Origin of the sequence: Tenacibaculum ascidiaceicola, from assembly GCF_047470925.1 — a bacterium.
Lineage (GTDB): Bacteria > Bacteroidota > Bacteroidia > Flavobacteriales > Flavobacteriaceae > Polaribacter > Polaribacter discolor.
The window spans coordinates 100,971-118,900 of the sequence record NZ_JAZKJP010000002.1; the positions used below are offsets into that span (position 1 = coordinate 100,971).

16 protein-coding genes are annotated in these 17,930 nt (G+C 30.6%); 5 read left to right on the forward strand and 11 right to left on the reverse strand.

Annotated elements, in window-relative coordinates:
* Positions 1–21: 21 nt before the first annotated feature.
* Positions 22–1,932: a molecular chaperone HtpG gene (htpG, locus tag VBY68_RS00910; protein WP_124590074.1), complete on the reverse strand. Its 1,911-nt coding sequence runs from the start codon at positions 1,930–1,932 to the stop codon at positions 22–24.
* 164 nt (positions 1,933–2,096) lie between these two features.
* Here htpG and VBY68_RS00915 point away from each other — a divergent pair, with 164 nt between their 5' ends.
* On the forward strand, positions 2,097–3,107 hold the full coding sequence (locus VBY68_RS00915; protein ID WP_099213744.1) for a 3-oxoacyl-ACP synthase III family protein: 1,011 nt from the start codon (positions 2,097–2,099) through the stop codon (positions 3,105–3,107).
* 125 nt (positions 3,108–3,232) lie between these two features.
* Here the strand turns inward: VBY68_RS00915 and VBY68_RS00920 are convergent, their stop codons facing one another.
* From VBY68_RS00920 to VBY68_RS00930, 3 genes are all read right to left on the reverse strand, one after another.
* The gene (locus VBY68_RS00920) at positions 3,233–3,388 is read right to left on the reverse strand and encodes a hypothetical protein (protein ID WP_167444753.1); all 156 of its coding nucleotides are present in this window, start codon (positions 3,386–3,388) and stop codon (positions 3,233–3,235) included.
* A 153-nt stretch (positions 3,389–3,541) separates the two neighbouring features.
* Positions 3,542–5,911 carry a TonB-dependent receptor domain-containing protein gene (locus VBY68_RS00925; RefSeq protein ID WP_415268576.1) on the reverse strand — a complete coding sequence of 790 codons (2,370 nt, stop codon included), beginning with the start codon at positions 5,909–5,911 and terminating at the stop codon, positions 3,542–3,544.
* An 85-nt stretch (positions 5,912–5,996) separates the two neighbouring features.
* Complete coding sequence (locus tag VBY68_RS00930) at positions 5,997–8,393, reverse strand: TonB-dependent receptor domain-containing protein (protein ID WP_415268577.1); 2,397 nt, start codon at positions 8,391–8,393, stop codon at positions 5,997–5,999.
* A 96-nt stretch (positions 8,394–8,489) separates the two neighbouring features.
* On the opposite strand from VBY68_RS00930, the gene VBY68_RS00935 reads away from it, so the two are divergent.
* Positions 8,490–8,852 (forward strand): CoA-binding protein, encoded by a 363-nt coding sequence (locus tag VBY68_RS00935; protein ID WP_124590058.1) that lies wholly within the window; start codon positions 8,490–8,492, stop codon positions 8,850–8,852.
* On the opposite strand, the gene VBY68_RS00940 is transcribed toward VBY68_RS00935, so the two are convergent.
* From VBY68_RS00940 to pyrR, 5 genes are read right to left on the reverse strand one after another with little or no spacing between them, the layout of a single operon-like run.
* Positions 8,849–9,790 (reverse strand): ribonuclease Z, encoded by a 942-nt coding sequence (locus VBY68_RS00940; RefSeq protein WP_099213740.1) that lies wholly within the window; start codon positions 9,788–9,790, stop codon positions 8,849–8,851. The two genes, VBY68_RS00935 and VBY68_RS00940, sit on opposite strands and share 4 nt — an antisense overlap.
* A complete protein-coding gene (locus VBY68_RS00945; protein ID WP_415268578.1) occupies positions 9,791–10,111 on the reverse strand; it encodes a T9SS type A sorting domain-containing protein in 321 nt (106 codons plus the stop codon).
* A gap of 43 nt (positions 10,112–10,154) precedes the next feature.
* Complete coding sequence (locus tag VBY68_RS00950; protein ID WP_099213738.1) at positions 10,155–10,487, reverse strand: hypothetical protein; 333 nt, start codon at positions 10,485–10,487, stop codon at positions 10,155–10,157.
* Positions 10,488–10,489: 2 nt separating this feature from the next.
* Positions 10,490–11,422 (reverse strand): aspartate carbamoyltransferase catalytic subunit, encoded by a 933-nt coding sequence (locus VBY68_RS00955; RefSeq protein ID WP_099213737.1) that lies wholly within the window; start codon positions 11,420–11,422, stop codon positions 10,490–10,492.
* Between the two features lie 24 nt (positions 11,423–11,446).
* Positions 11,447–12,001, reverse strand: a complete 555-nt coding sequence (gene pyrR, locus VBY68_RS00960) for a bifunctional pyr operon transcriptional regulator/uracil phosphoribosyltransferase PyrR (protein WP_099213736.1) — start codon at positions 11,999–12,001, stop codon at positions 11,447–11,449.
* Positions 12,002–12,148: 147 nt separating this feature from the next.
* On the opposite strand from pyrR, the gene VBY68_RS00965 reads away from it, so the two are divergent.
* Positions 12,149–14,041, forward strand: a complete 1,893-nt coding sequence (locus tag VBY68_RS00965) for a SulP family inorganic anion transporter (RefSeq protein WP_099213735.1) — start codon at positions 12,149–12,151, stop codon at positions 14,039–14,041.
* A gap of 47 nt (positions 14,042–14,088) precedes the next feature.
* On the opposite strand, the gene VBY68_RS00970 is transcribed toward VBY68_RS00965, so the two are convergent.
* Together VBY68_RS00970 and VBY68_RS00975 are read right to left on the reverse strand one after the other, a co-directional pair.
* Positions 14,089–14,835, reverse strand: coding sequence for a DUF6928 family protein (locus tag VBY68_RS00970; protein ID WP_415268579.1), 747 nt, complete (start codon positions 14,833–14,835; stop codon positions 14,089–14,091).
* 38 nt (positions 14,836–14,873) lie between these two features.
* Complete coding sequence (locus VBY68_RS00975) at positions 14,874–15,815, reverse strand: hydrogen peroxide-inducible genes activator (RefSeq protein ID WP_415268580.1); 942 nt, start codon at positions 15,813–15,815, stop codon at positions 14,874–14,876.
* Between the two features lie 116 nt (positions 15,816–15,931).
* Between VBY68_RS00975 and VBY68_RS00980 the strand changes: the two genes are divergently transcribed.
* Positions 15,932–16,402, forward strand: a complete 471-nt coding sequence (locus VBY68_RS00980; protein ID WP_099213733.1) for a Dps family protein — start codon at positions 15,932–15,934, stop codon at positions 16,400–16,402.
* A gap of 117 nt (positions 16,403–16,519) precedes the next feature.
* The gene (locus VBY68_RS00985; protein WP_415268581.1) at positions 16,520–17,929 is read left to right on the forward strand and encodes a serine hydrolase domain-containing protein; all 1,410 of its coding nucleotides are present in this window, start codon (positions 16,520–16,522) and stop codon (positions 17,927–17,929) included.
* Position 17,930: the final 1 nt, after the last annotated feature.

Here is a 17,930-nt window from a genome sequence, read left to right on the forward strand (position 1 = left end):
TTTATCTATGACGATTCGTCATTATTTAATTAATTCGTAAGAACGTTTAATAAAGTTTGTTAACTCTTCACCATGTAATAGGTTTTGAGATAGTTTAGCTAAATCAAAAGCTTGTGATACTAATTGTTTTTGCTTGTCTTCATCAGCATTTAAAATTTCTGATACTAACTCGTGGTTGGTGTTAACTACCAAGTTGTACATTTCTGGCATGTTACCCATTCCCATCATTCCACCACCAGTAGCACTCATTTCTTTCATACGACGCATAAATTCTGGTACGGTAATTAAGAAAGGAGAAGCACTAGAGTCCATAGCTTCTAATTGTACTGTGTAGCTAGAGTTGTTTACAGCGCCTTCGATAACTGGTTTTAATTTCTCTTTTTCTTCGTCAGAAAGTTTAGAAATTACAGTGTCATCTTTCTTAATTAAATTATCAACATGGTCAGCATCTACACGTTTAAACTGTACTTTGGCATCACCAGATTCAGTTTCTAACTTCTGCATTAAATGCGGAACAATAGGAGAATCTAATAATAATACTTCATATCCTTTAGCTTTTGCTTCTTCAATATAACTGTGTTGAGCATCTTTGTGTGCAGCATATAAAACAACGTGATTTCCGTCTTTATCAGTTTGAGTATCTTTAGTTTTCTCAACTAATTCATCAAACGTAAAGAATTTACCATCAACAGTTGGATATAAGGCAAACTTCTTTGCTTTATCAAAGAATTTTTCTTCTGATAACATTCCGTATTCAATAATAACCTTGATATCGTTCCATTTTTGCTCAAAGTCTTCACGGTTGTTTTTGAATAAAGAAGAAAGTTTATCAGCTACTTTTTTGGTGATATATCCAGAAATCTTTTTAACAGCTCCGTCAGCTTGTAAATAAGAACGAGAAACATTTAAAGGAATATCTGGTGAGTCAATTACACCTTTTAACATTTGTAAGAAATCAGGAACAATTCCTTCTACATTATCTGTTACAAATACTTGGTTTTGGTATAATTGAATCTTGTCTTTTTGCATATCCAAATTCTGTGTCAACTTAGGGAAGTATAAAATTCCTGTTAAGTTGAATGGATAATCTACATTTAAGTGAATGTGGAATAAAGACTCTTCAAATTGCATTGGATATAACTCACGGTAGAAGTTTTTATAATCTTCATCTTCTAAATCTGCTGGTTTTTTAGTCCATGCTGGCTCAGTATTGTTGATGATGTTATCAACTTCAATTTGTTTGTGAGGTTCCGTTACTTCTTTACCATCTTCGTCTTTTGTAGTTTGAGGAGTGAAGTCAGGATCGTTTATTTTCTTGGTTCCAAACTTAATTGGTACTTGGTTAAAACGATTGTACTTAGTTAGTAATCCACGAATTTTACCTTCTTCTAAAAACTCTGTAGAATCTTCAGCAATGTGTAATACGATTTCTGTACCTCTGTCAGCTTTGTCATGTTCAACTAAAGTATATTCAGGAGAACCATCACAAACCCAGTGAGCAGCAGGCTCATCTTTGAATGATTTGGTAAAGATTTCAACTTTATCAGCAACCATAAATGCAGAGTAGAAACCTAACCCGAAATGACCAATAACGCCTGTCTCGTTTTTATCATCTTTATACTTTTCTAAGAACTCTTCAGCTCCAGAAAAGGCAATTTGATTAATGTATTTTTCAACCTCATCCATTGTCATACCAATACCTTGGTCTTTTATAGTTAAGGTTTTTGCTTCTTTATCAATACTAATTTCAATTTTAGCATCACCTAATTCAGTTTTTGCTTCACCAATTGAAATAAGGTGTTTTAATTTAGTAGTAGCATCTGTTCCGTTAGAAATTAACTCACGTAAGAAGATTTCGTGATCAGAATACAAGAATTTTTTAATCAGTGGAAATATATTTTCTACCGATACATTAATGTTTCCTTTACTCATAAGTATATATTTTTAATTGATATTATTTTCTGTTGAATGAATAGTCAAAAAAAATACCAAATAAAAAATAGTGACAAGATGACACTTTTTGTACGAATTATATAAAATTCATACTTTTACAGGCTTTTAATTTGTTAACAACAAAATAATCAACATAAAAAAATATGTATAACTCAAAAATTACAGGATTAGGTTATTATGTTCCTGAGAACGTAGTGACTAACGATGACTTGACTCAGTTCATGGAGACGAGTGATGAATGGATTCAAGAAAGAACTGGTATTAAAGAACGTCGTTGGATTGATCCAAAAACATCTGATGACTCTACATCAGTTATGGGTGCCAAAGCAGCTAAAATAGCTATAGAGCGTGCTGGTTTAACAAAAGATGATATAGATTTTATTGTTTTTGCTACGTTGAGTCCTGAATTATATTTCCCTGGAGGAGGAGTACAAATTCAAGACTTGTTAGATATGCCTACTATTGGAGCATTAGATGTTCGTAATCAATGTTCTGGGTTTATTTATGCAATGTCTGTTGCTGATCAGTTTATTAAGACTGGAATGTATAAGAATATCTTGGTAATTGGATCTGAAAATCATTCTGGAGGTTTAGAAAAATCTACTAGAGGTAGGGGAGTGACTGTAATTTTTGGTGATGGTGCTGGAGCAGCAGTTTTATCTCGTAGTGAAGAAGAAGGAAAAGGAATTCTATCGTCTCATTTACATTCGGAAGGAAAGCATGCTAAAGAATTGGCATTAATAGGACCATCAACAGGAAGATGGGTTGATACTATTATTGAAGAAAACGACCCTGATGATACTTCATATTATCCATATATGAATGGACAATTTGTATTTAAACATGCAGTAGTTCGTTTTTCAGAAGCTATTATGGAAGGTTTAGAAGCTAACGGTTTGCAAAAAGAAGACATTGATATGTTAATTCCTCATCAAGCAAACTTACGTATTGCACAATTTATTCAGAAGAAATTCCAGTTGTCTGATGATAAAGTATATAATAATATTATGAAGTATGGTAATACTACTGCTGCTTCAGTTATCATAGCATTGACAGAAGCTTGGGAAAAAGGAAAAATAAATGAAGGTGATTTAGTAGTGTTGGCTGCTTTTGGTAGTGGATTTACTTGGGGATCAGTAGTGATTCGTTGGTAATTTTACTTACTGTATATAAAATAAAAAGCCCGAAGTTTTATGACTTCGGGTTTAGGTATTTTTATTAAAAATAGTTTTTTGATTTTATAAGAGCTATTTTTTTGTATTTAATTAATGATTAATCCTTATTGAATTCTATCAAAATCATTGTCATCTTTGCATTCACAAACAACAAGTCTTGGTTTTTTGCAACAAATATCATCGGTGTATGCTCCTCTAACCTGTTTTTTTTCATTAATACTTAGTTGTCTCCCTAAAGTTGTTACTTTTTTTTTCATCATTTTTTAATTTTATTTATTGACCAAAATAGTAATTTTGTTTACTAAAACCAAATGTTATGTTAATAATAGAATATTTATGAGGTAGATTCAATATTTGATAGAAGTGCCAATGCTAAGTGTTTTAGGTATATAATTAATGTTCTAGATGTTTTATTAAAACATACCTCCTTGAGATTCATTATCGTCTCTGTACTTTCTACTTTTACTCTTATTTTTTCCACTTCCAAAATTATAAGAAAAACCTAGGTAAACTGAGTTGTATTCTAAGATGTATTTTCCTTTTTGCATAAATGGATTATTTGATGTGTAATCAAAGTTTACATTATTAAAAATATCAGAACCTCTCAAGGTAATACTTCCTTTACCGTTTAATATCTTTAATCTAGCTGCAGCATTAATCATTGTATATGGTTGTACTGTGTATTGAATATTTTCACTTTTACCTCTAAAAATACCTGATAATTGGAAACTCAGTTTTTTTGAAGCTTTAAAAGAGTTACTTATACGTCCTTTTACTAAGGTGTTTTTTACCGTTTCAAAGTTACCGTTTAAAACACCTTGAGAGTCTTGAATGTAAGTTTCGAAAGAAGGATTTAACGTCCACCATTTGGTTGGTTTAAGACTAGCAGAAAGTTCAATACCATAACTATCGGCATAATCGTAATTGGTAAATGAAGTAATGATTCTGTCTGGAGTTTGTTCATCTTGTTGTAATAATCGACCAATTTTATCATTTGTTCTTCGATAAAATGTTCCGAACGATATATAGCCCTTTGTAATTGTTTTGGTATAATTAAGCTCTAGAGAGTTTGTAAATTGAGGCTGTAAATTAAGGTTTCCTCTTGATATAGTTAGAGGCGAAAACCATTCTTGAATAGGAGTTACTTGGTAAGCTGAAGGTCTGTCAATTCTTCTACTATAAGCAAATTGTAACTTATCTTTTTCAGTAAAGCTGTATAGAACTGATGCTGAAGGATACCAATTAAAAATATTATTTTTTAAAATGGTGTTTCCTTGTTCAGTATTCGAAAAAAGAGCATCTAAATTAAATTGTTCTAATCTTATACCTGCTTGAATTGAAATTTTTTTGAACTCCTTGTTAAAATTTAGATATCCTGAATAAATATTTTTGTCATAATTTAGAGTTGTATTTCCTACGGGTTCAAGAGCAGTAGAATTATTTATGTGTTCTCTATCAGTAAGTATTAAATTATAAAAATCTTGTTTTCTAAATTCAAATCCTAGTTCTAATTTTCCAGATTTTATAGGTTTTACATAATCAATATTTAATAACCATAACTTTCGTGTATCTTTAATGTTGTTTGTGTAATTATATTCTTTTGAATTAGGATTGATAAGTTCTTCATTAATAGTTTTTTCAGGATTTCTTGTGAGAGAATGGTTGAGTTCAATTTCTAAATTCTGACCCTTATCATCAAAATTGTAGACATAATCAATGTTATAAGTTTTGTCCTTTTGGTCATAATCAGAAAAACTTTTGTTATTAAAAACTAGTGAGTTGTTTTCATGGACAAGAGTATTGGTAGCTAAACTATTATTATCAAAATTTAGAGAAGTATACATAGATAATATACTTTTAGGAGTAACATCTATGTCTACACCAAATTTAATATTGTGATTCTTTGAGTTACTCAAAAAGTCAATATCTTGGGTTAAGTTGATGTCGGATCTTTTTAAATCGTTAAAGGTTTCATAATCTCCCCAACTTGTATTATAGTTTAGGTAAAAATTAGTTATACCTGTTTTATAGTTTGTGTTTAAGGAAAGTTCGGGTCTTAGATTTCTACTTTGAGTTGCTCCGGCTGATAAACTTCCGTTAAAACCAATTTTTGTATTCTTTTTAAGAATTAAATTGATGATACCACTCATGCCTTCTGGTGTAAATTTAGCTGAAGGGTTTGTAATTATTTCAACACTTTTTACAGAGTTAGATGGTATTTGTTTTAATAATTGAGCTGTATTTATGTTGGAAGGTTTTCCATTCACTAAAACTCTAACATTTTCATTACCACGTAGACTTACAGTTCCCGAAAGTTGATTAACATCTACTGAAGGAATGTTTTCAAGCATTTCTAATGAAGTAGCTCCAGCAGTAGTTAAGTCATTACCTACATTAATAACTTTTCTATCAATTTTTTGAATAATAGTTGAAGTTTCTCCTTGTATTTCAACTTCATCTAATTGAGTAGTATTTTCTTCAAGAAAAATTGTTCCTATTTTACTATTCTTTTTTAAGTCAATTTTCTTTTCAAAAGTTTTGTAACCAATAAATTGAAAAGTTAAGAGCAAACTCTCTTTAGAAAGTTTTTCAATTTTAAAATTACCTTTTTCATCAGAAATGCTACCTGTTAGTATTTGGTTAGAAGTATTTTTACAAGTAATTGTGACAAAAGGTAGTGGTTGATTATTTTTTTTATCTAAAACGATTCCGGTAAGCCGTAAATTTTGTGCTTGACAAAAATAAGTGCCTAGAAATAAAATTAATATTAGCAATCTTTTCATATATTGAAGGGAATGAAATTGCGCTAAAATAAAAAAACGAAGTTAAATACTTCGTTTTTTTCAAATAATTAATTAAAAACTTATTTTATAAGAAACCTCCGCCTCCTTGTTTTTCATTATTATCACGTTGTTTACGAGAGCGGGCTTTGTTTTTTCCTCCACCAAACCTATAGTTAAATCCAATATAAGCTGTTCTGCTTTCCCATTTAAAACGTCCATTTTGAACAAAAGGTCTTTCAGAGTTAAATTTAAATCTCATATCGTTAAAGATATCATTTACTCTAAGGGTAATATTTCCTTTCCCTTTAAGAATACTATAGTTAGCACCAATGTTAACCATTTTCATAGGATCTACGTTCCATTGAATGTCTTCTCTTGGGCCTCTGTACATTGCAAATAATTGTAAACGTAACTTTTTAGATACTGTAAAACTATTACTTATACGTGCGTTAAAAATGTCTGTTTTAACTTCGGTAGTAGAAGCGTTAGGGTCGCTAAAATCAGTGGTTCCAAATTGTTTTTGAGAATAGTAGTCCATACTAGCATTAGCTCTCCACCATTTAGCTATTTTATAGTTTACAGAGAATTCTAAACCATAAGCATCTGTGTCATCGAAATTAGCAAAAGTTAATATTTGTCTCACATCATTAGCATCACTTGGATCTTTATATGTAGCTCTATTAATTACATCGTTAATATTTCTGTAAAAACTACCTAGAGTTATCGACCCGCCTTTTATTTTTCTTGTATAGTTAAATTCTACTGAGTTTGTAAATTGAGGAACAAGATCAGGGTTACCTACCGAAGTAATTAATGGAGTACTCCATTCTCTAATAGGGTTTACTTGTTGTATTCCTGGTCTATCAACTCTTTTACTATAACTTAATTGAAATTGATTCTTTTCAGAAGGATTATAGGTAAGAAAAGCTGATGGATATACACTAAAGATATCATCTGTAACAGTTTCTGTAGGCTCACCTTCTTGATTAAACACTCCTTTTATTTTATACTGCTCTAAACGTGCACCTAACTGCATAGTAAGCTTACCAAATTTATGCCCGTAGTTAGCATAAGCAGAGTAAATGTCTCTATCGTAACTAAAAGAAGAGTTATTAAAATTAGCTTGTGTTGTTAAGTTAGTATTGTCAGTATTATTAACTCTATACTCTAAGCCTAATTCTAATTTTCCATTTTTAGAAATAGGATTTGTATAGTCTAAGTTTAATAGAGTGCTTTTTCTTTTATTATTGATGTCATTGAAATAATCTGGTTGTGAGTTTTCTAAGAAACGATTTTCTAAAAAGCTAGGTGTGTCATTTTTAGAGAAATTAGCTTCAAACTCTATATTGTGCCCTTCTTTTTCAAAATCATGTTTAAAGTTTACATTATAAGCTTGATTATGACTTTCATTTGTTTGTGTGTTAGGAGAATGTTCTATTAAATCACCATTATTATCTGTAATTATAGCACGTCCGCTAGCATTACTGTCAAACCAGTTTTGAGTAGTGTAAAGAGATAAGGTGTTTTTATCATCTAAATAAATGTCTGCTCCAATTTTAAATAAATGAGATTCATTGTCATTAATAAAAACAAAGTCTTGGTTGTTAACTCCAGGTCTATTTACATAACCAAAGTTATAGCGATCTCCACCATTGAATCCATAGTTTCCAAAGAAGTTAACTTTTCCTGTTTTATAGTTCATATTTGTTGAAGCGTTGTAACGAACATAATGTCCAGCTTCAACACCTGTATTTATAGAACCATTAAAACCCATGTTGGCATTTTTATTAAGAATTATATTGATAATACCACTCATTCCTTCAGGATTATATTTAGCAGAAGGGTTGGTAATTAACTCAACACTTTTAATTGATGTAGAAGGGATTTGTTTTAATAATTCAGAAGCAGGAATGTTTGTAGGTTTTCCGTCAACTAATACACGTACGTTCTCATTACCACGCAAGCTAATGTTTCCAGATTGGCTATCAACACTTACAGATTGTACATTGTTTAGCAACTCAGAAGCAGTAGCGCCTGCTGAGGTTAAATCTTTACCAACATTTATTACTTTTCTATCTACTTTTTGAGTAACAGAAGAAGTTTCTGCACGAATTTCTACTTCATCTAGAGTAGTACTATCCTCTTCAAGAGAGATGATTCCTAAATTAACTTTACTTGATTTACGACTTACAGTAACTGGCTTTGAAAAAGTTTTATACCCTATAAACTGGACTTCTACAATACTATTTCCTTCAGGAATATTTTTTATAGAAAATAATCCGTTGTCATCAGTAATTCCACCAGTAATAATTTTTTTGGCAGCATCTTTGATTATTATATTAACATAGGGAAGAGGTTGCTTGGTTGCTTGGTCGACTACTTTACCAGTAATAATTCCTGGTTTAGGTAGGCTACTTTTAGGCATTTGTGCATAAATACTTGTAGTAAATACAGCTAAAAGTATTAGTAATATGTTTTTCATTTTTGTTGTTTTTGAATTGTTTTGGTGCTTAATAGACTCTTAATTGTCTAACTTTGTTACTCAGTTTAAGAGAGTTTAACGTATTATTAACAGAAAATGAAAAAACGTACTTTGGTGCTAGGAGCCTCTTTAAAGCCTTCTAGATACTCTAATATTGCTATTAAAAAGTTAAGAGATAATGATATAGAAACTGTAGCAATTGGGTTACAAAAAGGAAATGTTGGAGATGTAGCCATTGAAACAGAAAATATTTTTTTAAAAAATATTGATACTGTAACATTATACTTAAATCCAGAGCGTCAGAAATTGTATTATGAGTATATAATTAATCTACAACCTCGCAGAGTAATTTTTAATCCTGGAACTGAAAATATTGAGTTTATAGAGTTGTTAAAAGAAAATGAGATTGAGAGCGAAATAGCTTGTACTTTAGTACTCCTATCAACAAAGCAGTATTAATTTAGAACTTCAACAGGAAAAGAATTAGTACTATATCTTTTTCCTGCCTCTGCTAATTCAGTGTTTTTGAAAACTGTTTGAGCTTCAATTTTAAAATCATTAATGTTTTTATATCTGCTAGAATAATGTCCAATAATTAACTTATTTACGTTTGCTTGATTAGCAATAGAAGCAGCTTGTTCAGCAGTAGAGTGTTTTGTTTTATCGCACAAATCTTCTCTATCTTTTAAAAATGTAGCTTCATGATATAATAAGTCTACCTCTTTAATTATAGGAATAATATCTGGCTTATAGGCAGTATCACTACAAAAGGCAAAACTTAAAGGTTTAGGAGGGTCAATGGTTAATTCTTTATTAGGAACCACTTCTCCCGTAGAGAGTGTAAAGTCTTTACCAGCTTTAATATTATGAAAATCACAAGTCTCTATTTCATTGTATTGCTGAATATTTTCAATATGTAATTTTCTAAGTTTTGGTTTTTCGGTAAATAAAAAACCATTAGTATACACTCTATGATTTAAAGGGATAGTTCTAACAGAAACTTTATCATCTTCAAAAATGAGTTCACTTTCTTTAGATTCTAATTCGTGAAAAATAATAGGATATTTAGTCCACGATTTAGAAACCTTTAATTGAAGTGTAGTAACTTCTTTAATACCTTTTGGTCCGTAAATATGTAGTTCTTTCTCTCTGTTTAGAATGCCAAAAGTGGCAATAAGTCCAACCAAACCAAAAAAGTGATCACCATGTAAATGAGAAATGAAAATATGGTTGATTTTTGAAAAACCAACTTTATACTTTCTCATTTGACGTTGTGTACCCTCACCGCAATCAATTAAAAAATGACGATTGTTAATTTCTAGGTATTGAGAGGTTGGGTAGGCATTAGCTCTTGGTGTAGCAGAATGACAACCTAAAACAGTTAAGTGTAAACTCATTTATTTAATTACAAAGCGTTTTGAAATTATCTCTTTATTACTTTGTATTGCATAAATGTACATTCCAGAGTTTAAGTCGTTACGTTGAAACGGAAAAGAGTTACGTCCCTTAACCACTTTAAGCTCTTTATTATAAACAGTTTTACCTAATACATTTCTAACAGTTAAGATAACTGTTTGATCGTGTTTTGCATTAAAATAAATAGTAGTATTATTAGTAAAAGGGTTAGGGGATGCTACTAACTTCTCAATTGATTTTTCTTGAGAAAAACCAACGGAAATAGCTAAGAAAAAAGTTATAAATAGTATTTTTTTTACCATAAATTATCATTTAGGGGATGGATAATTATTTAAAAATATAAGGTTAAAAACCTAAATCACGTTGAATGTTTTCCATTTCTATAACATCTTCTGCCTCTACTAATGTAGGAACAATGTTAAAGGTATCAGGAAAATCATCAATAGTAACATCTTTAGACACAACTACAAAAGATGTGCCATTGTTCTGATGTTGTTCCGCGTATCTCAAAAATAGCAAAATATTTTTGTTAGGGGCATTAAATTCTTCTGAAATTACAATAATCAGGTTTTTTCCTGTAAGGTTTACATATTCATTATCAAAGTTTTCTAAGAAACTAGAAAATGTTTTCTCATCAGAAGTAATTAAAGTGTAATCAGTTTTATCTACTATGTTCATGACTATCTTTTTATTTGTTGTGCTAACAAATAAATAACTGCCATACGAACAGCAACTCCATTTTCTACTTGATTTAGAATAATTGATTGATCACTGTCGGCAACATCACTTGTTAGTTCTACACCTCTATTAATAGGTCCAGGGTGCATAATGACAATTTTTTTACCAAGATTGTCTAATATTTCTTTGTTAATACCAAAAAGTTGTGTGTATTCTCTAGTTGATGGAAAATATTTAATATCCATACGTTCATGTTGTACACGTAATACATTAGCAACATCACACCACTCTAAAGCTTTTTTAAGGTTTGTTTCTACTTCAACGCCTAAACTAGAAATGTATCTAGGAATTAAAGTACTTGGTCCACAAACTTTTACTTTAGCGCCTTGTAGTTGTAAAGCGAATATGTTTGATAAAGCTACACGTGAATGTAAGACATCACCAACAATTACAATTTTCTTTCCTTTTAAGTCGCTATTTAAAGCTTCTCTCATAGAAAAACTATCTAATAATGCTTGGGTTGGGTGTTCATGTGTACCATCACCAGCATTAATAATTTTAGCATCTACATGGTTTGATAAGAAAATTCCTGCTCCTACATTTGAATGACGCATTACAACAATATCAACTTTCATTGATAAAATGTTGTTTACAGTATCAATTAAAGTTTCTCCTTTTTTTACTGAAGATTGTCCTGCAGAAAAATTAATAACATCTGCAGATAAACGCTTTTCAGCTAATTCAAAAGAAAGTTTTGTACGTGTGCTATTTTCAAAAAATAAATTAGCAATTGTAATATCACGTAATGAAGGAACCTTTTTTATAGGTCGGTTAATGACTTCTTTAAAATGAGCAGCAGTTTCAAAAATAAGCTCAAGGTCATTTTTGTTAAGGTATTTGATTCCTAATAAATGTTCAACACTTAACTGCTTCATTTTAGTTTGTTTTTTTAATCATAACTAATCAAGCTTTGAGGGCTTGGGTTCAAGGTAAATTGTATCTTCTTTATGAGTTTCTTGCCAGTTAACAACTACTTTTTCTTCATTGATGGCATCTACTTGTCTTCCTCTATAATTAGGTTGAATTGGTAAATGACGGCTAAAACGACGATCAATTAATACTAATAACTCAATATTATCAGGTCTTCCGTACGATTGTAGTGCTGTTAAAGCACTTCTAACGCTTCTTCCTGAAAATAATACATCATCAATAATAACCACCTGTTTTCCTTCAATTAAAAAGTCAATTTGTGTGGAAGTGGCTTCTAATGGTTCTTCTCTTCTGCGAAAATCATCACGATAAAAAGTAATATCTAACAAACCTAATTTTAAGTCTTTAATATGATATTCCTCTCTTAATAATTTAGCCAATCGATTTGCTAAATAAGAACCTCTAGGTTGTAATCCTATTAAAACGGTGTTAGAAAAATCGTTGTGATTCTCGATTAACTGGCACGCTAATCGATGCAGAATGATTTCAATTTCTTTCGAAGTAAGTAGTGTTTTTCTGCTCATTTGTTGCTACCAAATTGGTTTGATAGTTCAACGTTCAAAATTAAGGCAAAAATTTACGCTGACAAAATTAAACTTAATGAAACGTAAAACTAGGTCTATAAAATTATCTTTACATTTGCGCACTTTTACAAAAGACTCTTAGAAATTATGATGAAATACATTAAAAGTAAGAAGATTAACATAAAAGACGATTCTTTAGCAGGTATTACAGTATCGTTAGCGATGATACCAGAAGTGGTAGCTTTTGCTTTTGTGGCTCAAATTAGTCCTATTGTAGCACTGTTTGGAGCTTTCGTTGTAGGAATTGTTTCAGCAATTTTTGGTGGAAGACCAGGTTTGATTTCAGGAGCAGCAGGAGCTGTGGCTGTAATTTTTGTAAACATGATACAAGAAGGACACGCAAAAGGACTGTTGTTTGATACACCTGTAGAAAATATGGGTTACTTCTATTTACTAGCAGCTGTAGTTTTAATGGGAGTTATTCAAGTGTTAGCAGGAGTTTTTAAACTAGGTAAATTAGTTAGGTTAATTCCACATCCAGTAATGATGGGATTCGTAAACGGTTTAGCAGTAGTTATTTTTATAGCGCAATTAGGAATGTTTAAAGAAAATAAGAAAGATATTTTCGGGCAAAACATGCGTAAAACCGAATCGAAAGAACTGGTTTATAAAATAGCAGATAATGAAGTACAAGATCTAGTATCAAATGCTGCATTATTTTCAATCAAAGGAAATTCAGTAATTAACAATCAAACAAATCAAGAAGTTTTTGTAAAATCAGATACACAAGTTTTTGATGCTAAAACAAAAAAGGTTGTTTTTAATATAGAAAATGACGGATTCTATTCAGTAAAAGATAGTGGAGTAGTAAAATCTACTTTACAAGGAACAAAACTATATACTATGATTGGGTTAGTATTGTTAACAATGCTAATTATATGGTTGCTTCCTAAATTAACAACAAAAGTACCAGCAGCGTTAACAGCTATTTTAATTGTTACGTTTGTGTCTATTTTTGGAGGATTAGAGTCTATCAATGTTGGAGATTTTATTAGAGATGGTGGAGGAGCAGGTTTAAATGGTTTTGATGAAATTTCTAAAAAAATGAATTTAGCAGAACTTTGGAGTAATTTACCATTCAACTTAGATACTTTAAAGTTTATAGCACCGTATGCCTTTTTAGCTGCTTCAGTTGGATTGATTGAAACGTTGATGACGATGAATTTAGTGGATGAGTTAACAGATTCAAGAGGTGATGGTAATAAAGAATGTGTAGCTCAGGGAGCTGGAAATATGTTGAGTGGATTGTTTGGAGGAACTGGTGGTTGTGGTATGATTGGTCAAACAGTAATTAACATTAACGCAGGTGGTAGAGGACGTTTATCAGGAGTTATGATGGCGGTTACTTTATTAATTTTTATCCTTTTTGCAGATAAATATATTGAACAAGTACCTATTGCAGCTTTAGTAGGAGTAATGTTTATGATGGTAATTGACACATTTGCATGGTCGAGCTTTAGAATTATGAACAAGATACCAAAATCAGATGCGATTGTATTAATTATAGTATCAGCGGTAACCGTGATTTTTGATTTAGCAATTGCTGTATTTGTTGGAGTAATTATTTCAGCATTAGTTTTTGCTTGGGAAAATGCTAAAAAAATTAGAGCGAGAAAACGTTTTAAACAAGATGGAACTAAGGTTTACGAAATTTGGGGTCCTTTATTTTTCGGAAGTATTACTGCTTTTAACGAAAAATTTGATATTAAGAATGACCCAGATAATGTGGAGATTGACTTTGTAGAATCACGTATTTCTGATCACTCAGCTATTGAAGCTATTTTTATATTAGTAGAAAAATATCAAAAGGCAGGGAAAAAGGTAACCTTAAAACATTTAAGTGAAGATTGTAAGGTATTACTTTATAAAGCAAGCCCGATTTTTGCAGATGTTATTGAAGAGGCGGTAGATGACCCTCGTTATCATTTAGCAGCAAATCCAGAAGATTTTCCAAAGCCATTATCAGAATATAGTTTTTAAATCGTTGAGCGATAAAAAATAAAAAATCCCGCTAATAGCGGGATTTTTTATGTGTTTTTTAGAATTAGGCGTATAATGATTATTGCAACTATAAATAATAGATACTTTAGAAATTTTGTATTTAGTTGAGTGTTTTTATTTAAGTTATCAAGAGGAGAAGAAATTTTTCTTACGCTAGTAGGTGTTTTTGAAAAACTATACCCTTCAAAATTAGTATCAAATAATAGCTCATCATCTAAATCCAATTGCTTTCCAAAATACCTTGTACATAACTCAAATACAAAATTTTCACCTACTTGATCTTCAGTAAATTCCCCTTCAGTAAAATCATCGAAATTATAAAGTCTATTCCCATTTTCATCTATTTTTGACTTAGATAATAGTTTTTCTTCTTCTTTAAGAGGTTTACCGAAATCAATAAAAGTGCCTAGTTCTGATGTTCCTCCTTTAACTCTTAATTTTTGATTATTTTTAGTAAGAGAATACCCCCAAAAATTAACAGTGCTTTGAAGAGCAATAGAACATATTTCAGTATCAGGGAAAAAATCAGATAATGTATTTTCCTCATTGGAAGTGTTTTCTTCAAATGATTTTATGGGCAACTCTTGTTCACATATTACCCAATTACCTTTGTATTTTGTAATATAAACGGTATTATCTGGAGGTAACATAACCTCTTCAAACGTTTTAGGAACTATTTTTTTTAGATTATGAAAACCGATACTATTTAAGAGTTTTTCTTTCTCTACTTCTTTGTTAGAGTTAATAATTACGCATGATATTTTCCATCCCATAGCTAGGTCAGTTATTTAAAATGTTAGCTTAAAGAAGTTTATTTTTTCTGAAGTGGACTTATAATTTCTACATCACTAAAAGCAATAGCACCTCTAATAACACTATCAATTGTAGTTTTTAAAGCTTCTATCAATTGCATTTTTAATTGAGATTTATGATAAATCAAGCTAACCTCACGTGCAGGAGAAGGAGTTTCAAACTCTCTTAAATGAGTTTTGTCTCGTTCATTTAAGTCCAAAGTATTTAAGTAAGGAAGTAATGTCATTCCTAAACCGTCTTTAGATAACTTTATCAATGTATCAAAACTTCCACTTTCTAATTGAAAGTGATGTGTTGAACTCCTTTTATTTGTTCTACAAAGATTAATTACACTGTCTTTAAAACAATGTCCGTCTTCTAACAATAAAATATCATCAACTTCTAAATCATCAACTTTTAATTTCTTTTGTTTAAACAAACGATGTTCGCTAGGAACCAAGCCAACAAAAGGTTCATAATATAGAACACGCTCTTTTATAGCTTCATTTTCTAATGGAGTAGCAGCAATGGCAGCGTCGATATAGCCATCCATTAATTTTCTAACAATTTCCTCTGTAGTTAACTCTTCAATAACTAATTGAACTTTAGGATAGTTCTTGCTAAAAGTTTTTAAAAACATAGGAAGCAACGTAGGCATAATTGTAGGAATAATACCTAGTCTGAACTCACCACCAACATACCCTTTTTGTTGGTGTACAATATCTATAATACGATTACTCTCATCAACAATAACTTTGGCTTGGTCTACAATACGCTTACCAACTTCAGTTAATTCAATGGGTTTTTTAGAGCGATTAAAAATCTTAGCATCTAATTCTTCTTCTAATTTCTGAATTTGCATACTCAACGTTGGTTGTGTAACAAAGCAATGTTCTGCCGCTATGGTGAAATTTTTATATTCAGCAACAGCTAGTGTATATTTTAATTGTGTTATAGTCATTTCAATAATAATTTTCGATAAAGATATTAAAACAATCGATTACCTTTATAGTAAAACTGTTAAAACTTGCCCTAAATTTGTAGTAGAAAAAGTAAAAAACTTAAAATCAAAACAATATGTCAACTACAATTTTAGGATTAGATAAACAAAAAACCGAAAACTTAGTAAACGAGTTAAATACATTACTAGCAAATTTTCAAGTGTATTACCAAAATGCAAGAGGGTTACACTGGAATATTAAAGGGAAAAACTTCTTTGAGTTACATATGAAGTTTGAAGAATTTTATACAGATGCACAAGAAAAAGTAGACTTAATTGCAGAACGTATTTTAACATTACAAGGAACGCCATTACATACTTTTGAAGATTACACTAGTGTATCAAGAGTACCAGTAGGAAAAAATATTTCAAATGATGTTGAAGCGGTAAAGTTAATTATTGACTCACTATCAGAATTATTAAAAATAGAACGTACAATTCTTGATTTGTCTGATAAAGCTGAAGATGAGGGTACAAACTCAATGATGAGTGACTTTATAGCAGAACAAGAAAAAACATTGTGGATGATGAATGCTTGGTTAGGCTAAGAAATAGTTATCTATGTTTTGGGGATGAAAGGGCAACGTATTTACGTTGCTTTTTTTTGTTTTTAGTAAAAAATGATGTAACCTATTTTCGCTTATGTCGTCCTAAGTGTAATAATCATGAAAACAAATCAAATGAAAAACCGAATTCAACTAAAACAAATATTACTCTTCTCTTTTTGCTTTTTATTAATAAGTTTAGTGTCTGCTCAAAATTTGACATCAAAGGTTGATGAAATTTTACAAACACAATTCAAAAGTAATGAAACCGGAGCAGTAGCTTTGGTTGCTAAAAAAGGAAATGTTATTTATAGAAAAGCTTTTGGAAAAGCTAATTTAGAGCTTGATGTGGATATGGTGCCAGAAAATGTTTTTGAAGTAGGTTCAATAACAAAACAATTTACATCAGTTTCAATATTAATGCTTTTAGAAGAAGGTAAGCTAAGTTTAGAAGATGATATAACTAAGTTTATACCTGATTATCCAACGAACGGAAAACAAATTACTGTTCATCACTTATTAACACATACATCGGGAATTAAAAGTTATACATCAATGCAAAAGTTTGGAAAGGTGACAACTAAAGATGTAGAACCTTTAAAATTTATTGATTTTTTTAAGAATGAGCCAATGGATTTTGAACCAGGAGAAAAGTATAAATACAATAATTCTGGATATTTTATTTTAGGATATATTGTTGAAAAAGTAAGTGGAAGGAGTTATCCGAAATTTATTGAAGAACAAATTTTTAAGAAGCTAAATATGAATTCTTCTTATTACGGAAGCCATACAAAATTAATTAAAAACAGAGCAGCAGGTTATCGAAAGAGAAATGGAGAATATTCAAATGCTCAATATATAAGTATGACATTACCTTATGCAGCAGGTTCAATCATGTCTAATGTAGATGATATGTTAAAGTGGCAAACAGCCATTCGTAATAATACATTAGTAAAAAAAGAAACAATTGATAAAGCGTTTACCAATTACACACTGAATAATGGTAAGAAAATAAATTATGGATATGGTTGGAGTTTTAACGAAATAAACGGAGTACCAACTTTGGAACACGGTGGCTCAATTCCTGGATATAAATCTATGGGAGTATATGTACCTAGTGAAGATGTGTATGTAATTGTATTTTCTAATTGTGGTTGTAAATCACCAACAGCTTTGACTATAAAAATAGCAGCTTTGGCTATTAATAAACCTTTTTCTTCAGGTAATAATGCCGTTTCTTTATCAAAAGAAGAGTTGCAAAAATGGATAGGTGCTTATAAATTTGAAGATGGAGGAATTCGTTTAATTACGATGGAAAATAACCAACTGTATAGTCAAAGAAAAGGGAGTTCAAGTAAATTTAAGATTTATCCAACTTCACCAAATGAGTTTTCTTTTGAAGACGGGTTTTACACGTATAAGTTTTCAGAAAAAAAAGGAAAGAAAATAGCAATCTTTCAAAACAGAATAAAAAAAGAAAAAGGTATGTCTACAGCTATAACCAAAGCTAAAGGCAATGAAAGGAGCTAAA

Coding starts and splice junctions, on each gene's coding strand:
- VBY68_RS00930 (WP_415268577.1), bottom strand. CDS start 8,393: ATGAAAAACATATTACTAATACTTTTAGCTGTATTTACTACAAGTATT.
- VBY68_RS00935 (WP_124590058.1), top strand. CDS start 8,490: ATGAAAAAACGTACTTTGGTGCTAGGAGCCTCTTTAAAGCCTTCTAGA.
- VBY68_RS00955 (WP_099213737.1), bottom strand. CDS start 11,422: ATGAAGCAGTTAAGTGTTGAACATTTATTAGGAATCAAATACCTTAAC.
- VBY68_RS00915 (WP_099213744.1), top strand. CDS start 2,097: ATGTATAACTCAAAAATTACAGGATTAGGTTATTATGTTCCTGAGAAC.
- VBY68_RS00965 (WP_099213735.1), top strand. CDS start 12,149: ATGATGAAATACATTAAAAGTAAGAAGATTAACATAAAAGACGATTCT.
- VBY68_RS00985 (WP_415268581.1), top strand. CDS start 16,520: ATGAAAACAAATCAAATGAAAAACCGAATTCAACTAAAACAAATATTA.
- VBY68_RS00975 (WP_415268580.1), bottom strand. CDS start 15,815: ATGACTATAACACAATTAAAATATACACTAGCTGTTGCTGAATATAAA.
- pyrR (WP_099213736.1), bottom strand. CDS start 12,001: ATGAGCAGAAAAACACTACTTACTTCGAAAGAAATTGAAATCATTCTG.
- VBY68_RS00970 (WP_415268579.1), bottom strand. CDS start 14,835: ATGGGATGGAAAATATCATGCGTAATTATTAACTCTAACAAAGAAGTA.
- htpG (WP_124590074.1), bottom strand. CDS start 1,932: ATGAGTAAAGGAAACATTAATGTATCGGTAGAAAATATATTTCCACTG.
- VBY68_RS00920 (WP_167444753.1), bottom strand. CDS start 3,388: ATGATGAAAAAAAAAGTAACAACTTTAGGGAGACAACTAAGTATTAAT.
- VBY68_RS00940 (WP_099213740.1), bottom strand. CDS start 9,790: ATGAGTTTACACTTAACTGTTTTAGGTTGTCATTCTGCTACACCAAGA.
- VBY68_RS00950 (WP_099213738.1), bottom strand. CDS start 10,487: ATGAACATAGTAGATAAAACTGATTACACTTTAATTACTTCTGATGAG.
- VBY68_RS00980 (WP_099213733.1), top strand. CDS start 15,932: ATGTCAACTACAATTTTAGGATTAGATAAACAAAAAACCGAAAACTTA.
- VBY68_RS00945 (WP_415268578.1), bottom strand. CDS start 10,111: ATGGTAAAAAAAATACTATTTATAACTTTTTTCTTAGCTATTTCCGTT.
- VBY68_RS00925 (WP_415268576.1), bottom strand. CDS start 5,911: ATGAAAAGATTGCTAATATTAATTTTATTTCTAGGCACTTATTTTTGT.